The 11338-nt window shown below is 63.9% G+C and carries 10 protein-coding genes; 7 read left to right on the top strand and 3 right to left on the bottom strand.

Annotated features, from left to right (window positions below):
• The 6 genes from metG to H8B02_RS39410 form a co-directional block, all read left to right on the top strand.
• The coding region (gene metG, locus H8B02_RS39385; RefSeq protein ID WP_229171107.1) for a methionine--tRNA ligase at positions 1-1875 on the top strand (1875 nt) is incomplete at its 5' end.
• Between the two features lie 14 nt (positions 1876-1889).
• Complete coding sequence (locus H8B02_RS39390; protein ID WP_229171115.1) at positions 1890-2681, top strand: TatD family hydrolase; 792 nt, start codon at positions 1890-1892, stop codon at positions 2679-2681.
• Entirely contained in the window at positions 2678-3484 is an 807-nt protein-coding gene (locus tag H8B02_RS39395; RefSeq protein WP_229171108.1) for an MBL fold metallo-hydrolase, read from the top strand. The genes H8B02_RS39390 and H8B02_RS39395 overlap by 4 nt, the downstream gene beginning before the upstream one ends.
• Before the next feature lie 128 nt (positions 3485-3612).
• Entirely contained in the window at positions 3613-4449 is an 837-nt protein-coding gene (lpxA, locus tag H8B02_RS39400; protein WP_229171109.1) for an acyl-ACP--UDP-N-acetylglucosamine O-acyltransferase, read from the top strand.
• A 315-nt stretch (positions 4450-4764) separates the two neighbouring features.
• Entirely contained in the window at positions 4765-5523 is a 759-nt protein-coding gene (locus H8B02_RS39405) for a nitroreductase family protein (RefSeq protein WP_229171110.1), read from the top strand.
• Positions 5513-5971: a MarR family winged helix-turn-helix transcriptional regulator gene (locus H8B02_RS39410; RefSeq protein ID WP_229171111.1), complete on the top strand. Its 459-nt coding sequence runs from the start codon at positions 5513-5515 to the stop codon at positions 5969-5971. Before H8B02_RS39405 ends, H8B02_RS39410 begins: the two co-directional genes overlap by 11 nt.
• 13 nt (positions 5972-5984) lie before the next feature.
• Here H8B02_RS39410 and H8B02_RS39415 read toward each other — a convergent pair whose 3' ends face one another.
• Genes H8B02_RS39415 through H8B02_RS39425 form a run of 3 tightly spaced genes read right to left on the bottom strand, consistent with a single transcriptional unit; the run spans position 5985 to position 10588 of the window.
• Positions 5985-7634: an acyl-CoA synthetase gene (locus H8B02_RS39415; RefSeq protein WP_229171112.1), complete on the bottom strand. Its 1650-nt coding sequence runs from the start codon at positions 7632-7634 to the stop codon at positions 5985-5987.
• Positions 7635-7659: 25 nt separating this feature from the next.
• On the bottom strand, positions 7660-9546 hold the full coding sequence (locus H8B02_RS39420; protein WP_229171113.1) for a TRAP transporter large permease: 1887 nt from the start codon (positions 9544-9546) through the stop codon (positions 7660-7662).
• 22 nt (positions 9547-9568) lie between these two features.
• Positions 9569-10588 carry a TRAP transporter substrate-binding protein gene (locus tag H8B02_RS39425; protein ID WP_176531343.1) on the bottom strand — a complete coding sequence of 340 codons (1020 nt, stop codon included), beginning with the start codon at positions 10586-10588 and terminating at the stop codon, positions 9569-9571.
• A gap of 314 nt (positions 10589-10902) precedes the next feature.
• Here H8B02_RS39425 and H8B02_RS39430 point away from each other — a divergent pair, with 314 nt between their 5' ends.
• The gene (locus H8B02_RS39430; protein ID WP_229171114.1) at positions 10903-11085 is read left to right on the top strand and encodes a hypothetical protein; all 183 of its coding nucleotides are present in this window, start codon (positions 10903-10905) and stop codon (positions 11083-11085) included.
• Positions 11086-11338: the final 253 nt, after the last annotated feature.

The following is an 11338-nucleotide window of genomic DNA, read 5'->3' on the forward strand; positions in this document are numbered from 1 at the left end:
GCCGCCAAGAAAGCTGCCGACGCGGAGCGCAAGCGCGCTAAGAAGGTCGCGAAGGCAGCGGTCGATAAGAAGGCGCAGGACCGAGCAGAGAAAGCCGCCAAGAAGCCTACGAAGAAGACGGTCAAGAAAGCTGCCGCGAAGGCCACCAATACCGCGCCGAAGAAGGCGGCGGAAGCGGCCATCGCACCGGTTGCAAAGAAGCCCGCTCCGCCGAAGGCTCCGGTTGCCGAGAAGGCGCCGAGACCGGCAGCGGTTCGCGCGCTGAAGCCGCCCAAGGCGGCAAAGCCCGCAGCCGCGGCTCCTGTATCCACACCCGCTTCGGCTCCCGCCGCGGATCGCGGTAACGTCTACTACATCACGACCGCGATCGCCTATCCGAACGGCCAGCCGCATATCGGTCACGCCTATGAGGCGATCGCGACCGATGCGCTGGCGCGCTTCCAGCGGCTCGACGGCAAGGATGTGTTCTTCCTGACCGGCACCGACGAGCACGGCCAGAAGATGATCCAGACCGCGCAGGGCGAGGGGATGACGCCGCACGATCTCGCGACCCGCAACGCCGCGCGGTTCAAGGAGATGGACGAGCGGCTCAATGTCTCGTTCGACCGCTTCATCCGCACGTCTGAACCTGCTCACCACAAGTCGGTGCAGGAAATCTGGCGCCGCATGCAGGACAATGGCGATATCTATATCGACGCTTATGCCGGCTGGTACTCGGTGCGCGACGAAGCGTATTACGCCGAGGATGAGACCACAGTCGGCGAGGACAATGTCCGCCGCGGCCCGCAGGGCACGCCGGTCGAGTGGGTCGAAGAGAAGAGCTATTTCTTCAAGCTCTCGGCCTACCAGGACAAGCTCCTGCGGCTCTATGAGAGCCAGCCCGATTTCATCGGCCCGGATTCGCGCCGCAACGAGGTGATGAGCTTCGTGCGCGGCGGGCTGAAGGACCTCTCGATCTCGCGCACCACCTTCGACTGGGGCGTCAAGGTCCCCAACGATCCAGAACATGTGATGTATGTCTGGGTCGACGCGCTGACCAACTACATCACCGGCGTCGGCTATCCCGACGAGAACGACAAGCATTGGCGCTACTGGCCGGCCGACGTGCACATCATCGGCAAGGACATCATCCGCTTCCACGCGGTGTATTGGCCCGCCTTCCTGATGTCCGCCGGCATTCCCTTGCAGAAGCGGGTCTATGCGCACGGCTTCCTGTTCAACAGGGGCGAGAAGATGTCGAAGTCGGTCGGCAACGTGGTCGACCCCTTCAATCTGGCCAACCAGTACGGCGTCGACCAGGTGCGCTACTTCTTCCTGCGCGAGGTGCCGTTCGGCCAGGACGGCAACTACAACCACGAGGCCATCGTCGCGCGCATCAATGCCGACCTCGCCAATGATTTCGGCAACCTGGCGCAGCGTTCGCTGTCGATGATCGCCAAGCAGCTCGGCGGCGTGCTGCCGGAGCCCGGCGAATTCAGCGACAACGACAAGGCGATCCTGGCGCAGGCCGACGCCATGCTGGAGACGTCGCGGCACGCGATGGCCACACAGCAGATCCACCAATGGCTCAACACGGTCTGGGCCGTGGTGGCCGAGGCCAACCGCTACTTTGCGGGTGAGGCGCCGTGGGCCTTGGCGAAGACTGATCCGGCGCGCCAGAAGACGGTGCTCTACGTCACCGCCGAAGTCGTGCGCCAGATCGCGATCATGGCGCAGGCCGTGATGCCGGAATCCTGCGGCAAGATGCTCGACAGCCTCGGCATATCAGCGGATGCGCGCAGCTTCGCGGCAGTCGCCGAGCGGATCAAGCCGGGCACGGTTCTGCCGGCGCCGGTCGGCGTGTTTCCGCGCTATGTGGAACCGAAGACCGAGTGAGTGGTTCGAAATTCATGCTGGTCGACAGTCACTGCCATCTGGACTTTCCTGATTTCGCCGACGATCTCGATGGGATCGTCGGGCGCGCCGAAGCGGCCGGCATCGGCCGCATGGTCACGATCTCGACCCGGGTGAGGCGGCTCAGCGGCCTGCTTGCGATCGCGGAGCGCTTTCCGGACGTCTACTGTTCGGTCGGCACCCATCCGCATCATGCCGACGAAGAGGACGGCATCCCGGCCAGCGAATTGATCGAGCTGACCAAGCACCCGAAAGTCGTGGCGCTCGGCGAGGCGGGGCTCGACTATTTCTATGAGCATGGTTCGCGCGAGGCGCAGGAGCGCGGCTTTCGCGCGCATATCGCCGCGGCACGCGAGACCGGTCTGCCGCTCGTCATCCACACGAGGGAGGCCGACGAGGATTGCGGCCGCATCCTGGAGGATGAGGTCGCGAAGGGGCCGTTCAAGGCCGTGCTGCACTGCTACACCGGCGGCCGCGAGCTCGCGATGAAAGCGATTGGGCTTGGGCTGTCGATCTCGTTCACGGGCATCCTGACCTTCAAGAAGTCGGACACCCTGCGCGCACTGGCTGCCGAGCTGCCGGCCGATCGCATCATGGTCGAGACCGACGCGCCGTATCTTGCGCCCGGAAAATTCCGCGGCAAGCGCAACGAGCCGTCCTACGTCGTTGAGGTCGCCAAGGTGCTCGCCGAAGCCCGCGGCGTCTCGCTCGAGGAGATCTCGCGGCAGACCACTGAAAACTTCTTCCGGCTGTTCTCCAAGGTGCCGGCGCCGAAGGTTGCTGCATGACGCTGACAGTGACCATTCTGGGTTGCGGCTCATCCGCCGGCGTGCCACGACCGGCGCTCGGCTGGGGCGCCTGCGATCCCAACAATCCCAGGAATCGCCGCCGCCGCTGCTCGATCATGGCGGAGCGCACCATGGAGCACGGCACCACGCGGGTCGTGATCGATACCTCGCCCGATCTGCGTGAGCAGCTGATCGACGCCAATGTCGAGCACATCGACGCGGTGTTCCTGACGCATGAGCATGCCGACCAGACCCACGGCATCGACGATCTGCGCTCGGTGGTGCTGCACCAGCGCCGCCGCATCCCGGTCTACTTCAACCAGTCGACCGCCAAGGACATCATGGCGCGGTTCTCCTACTGCTTCATCTCGCCGGAAGGCAGCGACTATCCGCCGATCCTGACCCGGCATTCGATCGAGGCCGGCGAGAGCCACACGGTGCAGGGGAAGGGCGGTCCGCTGAAGCTCGAGGCCTTCCTGGTGCAGCATGGCCAGATACCCGCGCTCGGCTACCGCATCGGCGACGCTGCCTACTCACCCGATCTGCACGACATTCCCGAGGCGAGCTGGCCGGCACTGGAAGGTCTCGATCTCTGGATCGTCGACGGCCTGCGCTATGCGCCGCATCCCAGCCATTTCAGCGTCGCCGACGCATTGTCATGGATCGAGCGCTTCAAGCCGAAGCGTGCGGTCATCACCAACATGCACTCCGACCTCGACTATGAGGTGCTGCGGCAGAGCCTGCCGGCCGGCGTGATCCCGGCCTATGACGGCATGCGGCTGACGCTCGATCGAGCTGGCTGAAGCAAGCGGTCGCGTCGCGCGGCAATAAATCCGACGGGTCGCACCCGGCGGACAGCATTTGAGCTTGCACTCTGCTTGAGCTTGCACTCTGCTGCAGGTCGCGAATAATCCATTTTTGAGGGAACTATATGCTCATCGATCCCACTGCGCGGATTGAGGATGGGGCGGTGATCGGCGCCGGCACGTCGATTGGTCCTTATTGCGTTATTGGTTCCCGCGTCATTATCGGTGCAAACTGCAAGCTTATCGCGCACGTGCACATGACCGCGGAGACCACGATCGGCGGCGGCTGCACGATCTATCCGTTCGTCTCGCTCGGCACGCCCCCGCAAGCCCTGAGCTATCGCGGCGAACTGACCAAGCTTCAGATCGGCCAGGATTGTACGATCCGCGAGCACGTGACCATGAACGCCGGAACCGTCGCGGGTGGCGGTGTTACCCGCGTCGGCGATCGTGGCTATTTCATGAATTGCAGCCATGTCGGTCACGACTGCGTGGTAGGGAACGACGTCATCTTCGCCACATCAACGACGCTGGGCGGCCATTGCGAAATCGGCGATTTTGTCTTTATGGGAGGCCTCTCATCCGCCCATCAATTCGTTCGAATCGGGGCGCAGGCGATGATCGGGGCCACAAGTTGCGTACGTGGCGACGTAATCCCGTTTGGCCTTGCAAGCGGCCAGTACGCGGGTCTCGCCGGCCTCAACTTCGTTGGCATGCGACGCCGCGAATTTACCCGCGAACGCCTCGCGGTGATCCGAGCGTTCTATCAGAAACTATTTCGCGGCCCCGGTGTGTTTGCCGCGCGTCTGCACGACGTAAGGCAACTGGCGGACGCGGACCCCGCGATTGCAGAAATTCTGGCCTTCATCGACGCGGTAAGGCATCGCTCGCTGTGTCTACCGGCGAACGACGATCATATGATTGCCGCACGCCGAAGCCCTTTCGCTGAACCGAGCCGATAGCACCGCAGAAATTTCTGGATTTTTCGGTCGATATCTTCGGGGTCGTGCGGATATCACGGCCTTCGGCGTCTTGAAGGCGGGCAGTGGCTACGGCAGAACGCGATGATCTCGAGCTCCGCGACGCGCGCGCCTTCCCTCAGTTCGACAACGGCGCGGAGCACTTCACCCCATTTCGGATCGGGTTTTGCCGCGACCACCGCTAGGAACCCGCCGCCTGGCGGGCGGCGGTTGCATAGGATCGCCAACGGTCCTGTCTTGACCTTTAACGCAAAGGGCATATCGTTATGATCATAACAATAGATCCGGGAGGATCAGATGACGGAAGCTGTGGCGGTGCGCGATTACACTGATCGCACGCGATATGACGCGCTGATGGATGTCGTGAAGAACCGCCTGACGACCCGGGCGTTCGACGCCAGCTACGTGATGCCGCCGGAACACTACGACATGATCCTGGAGGCGGCGCGGCACGCGCCGTCGGGCGCCAATGCCCAGCCTTGGCACTTCATTGCCGTCACCGATCAGGACCTCAAGAACAGGATCACGGAATATTTCCGCGAGGAGCAGGTCGCCCGCGCCCGGCTCAAGATGAAGTTTCCGACGCCCGATTATCGCGGCCTCGCGTCGGCCCCCGGCTTCATAGTCGTCGCCAGCGACTTCCGCTGGGTCAAGGCGTTTCCCGTGCTCAACGACGGCTCCGAGCTCGACAAGATGTACAAGGAGAATGCCGAACGGATCCTGCTGCAGAGCGTGGCGGCGGCGACGATGTCGGCGCATCTTGCGGCAGCGGCGCTCGGCTATAATGTCTGGTGGGTGACCGCGATCGGGCAGGAGAAGGCCCAGCAGGCGATGAAGCCGCTGCTCGGCATCCCCGATGAGCTATCCGTGCTCGACATCATGTGCTTCGGTCCGCCGGCCAAGCCGCCGTACAAGCGCTGGAAGAAGAGCCTGGCTGACATCAGCAACTGGAACAGGTTCGATGCCTCGCACTTCATGACCGAAGCCCAGATCGACGAATGGGTTTCGACCACGCGCCACAAGGTGATGTACCGAGATGCCGAGAATGTCGACTAAAGCGGACGCGCCGGTCCGGCGCGCCGCGTCGGACTACCGGCTGGAAGACCAGGTCGGCTTCCTGCTGCGCCGGGCCTATCAGCGCGCCTCGTCGAACCTGGTCGACCGGATCGGATCCTACGACCTGACGGCCCCGCAATATGCGACCTTGGCCCGGCTCTACAAGCGCGGGGCGCTGTCGCAGAACCTGCTCGGCCGGCTGGTCGCGATGGAGCCGGCCAATATCCGCGACGTCGTGCTCCGGCTCAAGAAGCGCCGCCTGGTTGCGACCCGGCGCGACCCGACCGACAAGCGGCTGATCCTGATCGACCTGACCACAGCCGGCGTGGCGCTGGTCGAGCAGTTGATCCCGATCGAGATCGAATGCACCGCGACGACGCTGGCGCCGCTCAAGGCCGACCAGAAACGAATACTGTACGAGCTGCTCGGCCGCCTTGCGGAGGGGTGAGCGCCGTTATGGTTCAGGCCGAGATCGCCTTGGCCGATCCGACCTGGTTGCGCAGCAGGAATTTCTGGATCTTGCCCGTGGATGTCTTCGGGATCACCCCGAACACCACAGATTTCGGTGTCTTGAAGCCCGACATGTGCTCGCGGCAATAGGCGATGATCTCGGCCTCGGTCGCCTTGGCACCGTCCTTCAGCTCGAGGAAGGCGCAGGGCACTTCGCCCCACTTTGGGTCGGGCTTTGCGACGACCGCGGCAAACAGCACGGCCGGGTGCTTGTAGAGGATATCCTCGACCTCGACCGACGAGACATTCTCGCCACCGGAGATGATGATGTCCTTGGAGCGGTCCTTGATGATGACGTAGCCGTGCTCGTCGAGCACGCCGAGATCGCCGGTGTGAAACCAGCCGCCGGCAAACGCTTCCTGCGTCGCCTTCTCGTTCTTCAGATAGCCCTTCATCACGATGTTGCCGCGGAACATGACCTCGCCGATGGTCTCGCCGTCGCGCGGCACCTCGCGCATGGTCTCGGGATCGAGCACCGTGACGCCTTCCTGCAACGGATAGGACACGCCCTGGCGCCGCTTCAGCTGCGCACGCGCATCGGCCGACAGCTCGTCCCAGCCCGGCTGCTCGGCGCAGACGGAGGCCGGGCCGTAGACTTCGGTCAGTCCATAGACATGGGTCAGCTTGATGCCGATGCGCTCGGCGCCTTCGAGGACTGCAACCGGCGGCGCCGCGCCCGCGATCAGGCCGACGACGGGCTTCGCCTTGCCGCCCTTCGGCGCATCGGGCGCATTGATCAGCGTGTTGTAGACGATCGGCGCGCCGCACATGTGGGTGACGCCGTGTTTCGGGATCAGCTCGAAGATTTTTGCCGGATCGACCTTGCGCAGGCAGACATTGACGCCGGCGGTCGCCGCGATCGTCCAGGGGAAGCACCAGCCGTTGCAGTGAAACATCGGCAGCGTCCAGAGATATACCGGATGCTGGCCGAGATTGCCGGCGAGGATGTTGCTGACGGCGTTGAGATAGGCGCCGCGGTGATGGGTCACGACGCCCTTCGGATTGCCTGTCGTGCCCGACGTGTAGCTGAGCGCGATGGCATCCCATTCGTCGGCCGGCGGCCGCTCCACGAATGCGGGATCGCCTGAGGCGACCGCCACCTCATACTCGATCTCGCCGATCCGATTGCCGCCATTGAAGGCGGCATCGTCGACGTCGATCACGAACGGCTTTGCACCCTTCAACAGGGTCAGGGCTTCCGCGATCACGCCGGAGAATTCGGGGTCGACGAGGACGACCCTGGCGCCGCCATGATCGAGCTGGAACGCAATCGATTCTGTATCGAGGCGGATGTTCAGCGCGTTCAGCACCGCGCCGGTCATCGGCACCGCGAAGTGCAGCTCGTTCATCGCCGGGATGTTCGGCAGCATCGCCGCGACCGTGTCGCCACGGCCGATGCCGCGGCCTGCAAGATAGGACGCGAAGCGCTTGCAGCGCTCGTAGGTCTGTTTCCAGGTGAAGCTGCGGCCCTCATAGACCGCGCTGACATGGTCAGGATAGACCGCGGCCGAACGTGCCAGGAAGCTCAGCGGCGTCAGCGGCACGTAGTTGGCGGGCGTCTTGTCGAGCCCTATCGAGTACTGGTTTTGAGCTGCACTCATGGCTCTATCCCATCCGCAAGGTGCTTTAAAGGAAACCGATCGATATCCAGGGGAAGATGGCGACGATGATCAGGCCGATCAACAGCGCCAGCATGTAACCCCAGATCGGCCGGATACCCTCGGCCGGATCGACGCGCCCGATGGCGCAGGCGGCATAATAGCCGACGCCGAACGGCGGCGCGAACAGTCCGATGCCCATCGCCAGGATGATGATCATGGCGTAGTGCACCTCGTGGACGCCGACCTGGCGCGCGATCGGAAACAGCAGCGGCCCGAACAGCACAATGGCCGGAATGCCTTCCAGCACGCTGCCGAGGATCACGAAGGCCAGGATCGAGACCGCGATGAAGGTCGCCGAACCGCCGGGCAGCCCGGTCATCGACGCCGCCAGCGCCCGCGAGAAGCCGGACTGGGTCAGGCCCCAGGCCATGCCGGTTGCGGTGCCGATGATGAAGAGGATCGCGCCCGACAGGCACGCCGTGTCGATCAGCATCGGCACCAGCCGCCGCCAGTTGAACTTGCGGTAGATCAGGAGGCCGATGACGAAGGCGTAGACGATGCCGATGGTCGAGACCTCGGTGGCCGTGGCGATGCCTTCGACCACGGCGTAGCGGATCACGAAGGGCAGCGCCAATGCGGGCAGGGCGAACACCAACGCCTTGCCGATCTCGCTGCCCGTGGCGCGCTGCACATGGCTCAAGTTCTCTCCGCGATAGCGCCACCACACCAGCGCCGACAGCGTGATTGCCAGCACGACGCCCGGCAGCAGGCCGCCGGTGAACAGCGCCGAGATCGAGACGCCGGTGACCGAGCCGATCGTGATCAGCACCAGGCTCGGCGGAATGGTTTCGGTCTGCGCGCCGGTGGCCGCGAGCAGGGCGACCAGATCGCCCGGCTTGGCGCCGCGCTCTTTCATTTCCGGAAACAGCACGGGTGCGACGGCGGCCATGTCGGCGGCCTTCGATCCGGAGATGCCGGAGACCAGGTACATGGCGCCGACCAGCACGTAATGCAGGCCGCCGCGGACATGCCCGAGCAGGCTCGCCAGGAACGCCACCATCGCGCGCGCCATGCCGGTCATCTCGATCAGGAGGCCGAGGAAGACGAACAGCGGCACCGAGAGCAGGATCAGGTGGCTCATGCCCTCGTCCATCCGGCCGACCAGCACCATCAGCGGCGTCCGCGTGGTCAACGCCAGATAGCCGAAGATCGCCATGCCGAAGGCAAAGCCGATCGGTACGCCGGCGAACACGCAGAAGCCGACCACGCCGACGAAGAAGATGATCAGGTTGAGATTGCCGAGCGGCCGCAGCATCGGCTGCGCCAGCCAGAACACGCCGATCAACGCCGCCACGGTCAGCGCGGCCAGCAGGAAGGTTTTGAAGTCGCCGACCCGGGCCAGCCGCAGCAGCGCAAACAGCGCCATCAGGCAGGTGCCGACCGGCAGCGCCGCCGCGCGCCAGGTGTTGGAAATCTGCAGCGCCGGCGTCGTGATGAAGCTCTCTTCGTAGGCGTATTCATAGGCCGGCCGCACGATCAGGATCAGGAACGCCAGCGCGGCGCAGGTCGCGACCACGTCCAGATAACCCCACAGCCTCGGCCCGGCGCTCGCGACCAGCGCCGTCATCCGCATGTGCTCGCCGCGACGGAACGCGACCGCCGACCCCAGCATCGCGAGCCACAGGAACAGGATCGACGCCAACTCGTCGGACCAGATCAGCGGCGCATGCAGCACGTAACGCGACACCACGCCGGCGAACAGGATCACGACCTCGGCGACGACAAGGATCGCCGCCGGGATTTCGACCAGCCATCCGAGAGTCGCCTCGATGGAACCGAGAACAGAGCGGCGGCGAGGGGGCTGTGACGCCGCCTCGCCGGCCACGGCCGGCGTCATCTCGACATGAGCCATGGCAAGCCTCCCGCTTGATCGATCAGGACAGTTTGCCGACGGACTTCTCGAGCAGATCCCAGGCCTTCTCGCCGTACTTGCCCTTCCACTCGGCGTAGAAGCCGGCGGCGCGGAGTTTGTCGCGGAACGGCCCGACCTCGGGCTGGTTGAACACGAGACCCTTGCCGGTGAGCTCCTGCTTCACGGTGGCGTTGAGCTTCTCGGTGTCCTCGCGCTCCTTGACGGCGGCCGCATTGACGTTCTTGGCGACGATGGTCTTGATATCGTCCGGCAGCGCCGCCCAGGCTCTGCGGTTCATCAGGAACCAGAAACCGTCCCACATGTGGTTGGTCATCGAGCAGTACTTCTGCACCTCGTAGAGCTTCGCGGCCGAGATCAGCGCCAGCGGATTTTCCTGGCCTTCGACGATCTTGGTCTGCAGCGCTGAATAGACCTCGCTGAAATTGATCGAGGCGGGCGATGCATCGAACGCCTTGAACATCGAGGTCCACAGCGGCGACACCGGCACGCGGATCTTGAAGCCCTTGAGATCGTCAGGACCGTTGATCGGCTTGGTCGACGACGTGGTCTGGCGGAAGCCGTTGTCCCAGATCTTGTCCATGACCTCGAGCCCGGCCTTGTTGATCTCGCCGCGCACATAGGCGCCGAGCTCGCCATCCATAGCCTTCCAGACCGTAGGATAGTCCGGGAATGCGAAACCGATGCCGTTGATCGAGGCTGCCGGCACCAGGGTCGCCAGGATCAGGCCGGAGAGCGTGAAGAACTCGACGCCGCCGGAGCGCACCTGGCTCAGCATGTCCGTATCGGAGCCGAGCTGGCTGTTCGGGAACACCTGCAGGTCGAACCGGCCGTTGGTCTCGGTCTTGATCGCCGCGGCCATCTCCCGGGCACGCGCCACGAACGGATGCGACTCCGGCAGGTTATTGGCGAACTTGTACGAAAACTCGGCCGACTGGGCGCGCGCAACATACGGCGCGCCAATTCCGCCCAGGACGGCGGAAGCGGCGGAAACCTTCAGCAGCGTGCGTCGTGAAAAGCTCATTGGGTTTGCTCCCTCGAGAGGCTTGTTGTTGTTCTGAGATGCCATCCTATACGGACCTGATGCCGCGGGGTCACCAGCGATCTCTGCACGGCTGGCGCTTATTGCAGCGTCCGTACGCCGCGGCAATATCGGCTTTCTGACGAGATGCGTGGGCGTGGATCGCTGTGCTGTCTGGACCAGCCGAACCAACGACCGGGACAAGCCCGGACAGACGTCAAGCTGCGGGCCGGTGCGAAGATTTCCCACTAAATAACTGATCTAATTGTAGATATAAATATTCCATAATATACCTTATGCGAATTACGGATATGGGAATGGCCACGATCGCCGGCGGCTATCCCATTGCCTCGATCCTACTCTGGCGCGGCCTGATCGCTTCAGTCCTGATCCCGCCGCCCGTACCCTGTGACGCATCGGATCAGCCGCTCGAGTACCACCCCGATCGCCGATCCCACGACGTCACTCGTCCAATGCGCCAGCAACAGAACGCGGGTTGATGTTAGGCAAGCGCTGAGCGCTCGGACGATTCCGCGCTCGCCCCCGGGAGGATGTCCGGACGGAAACGAGTCCTCAGCTTTGCCAGAGATTGGAATGCCGTGCAGATGACCAAGGACGGTGAGCCGGTCCGGGTGCTTCTGGTTGAAGACCGATTTGACCAGGTGCGGAACTAGCGATGCGGCCAACGGCGCAAAGCAAAGGGCCCCGCTCAAGCGGGGCCCTGAATGCCGTAGCGGTCACCATTTCTGGCGG

It is taken from the genome of Bradyrhizobium altum (assembly GCF_020889705.1).
GTDB lineage: Bacteria > Pseudomonadota > Alphaproteobacteria > Rhizobiales > Xanthobacteraceae > Bradyrhizobium > Bradyrhizobium altum.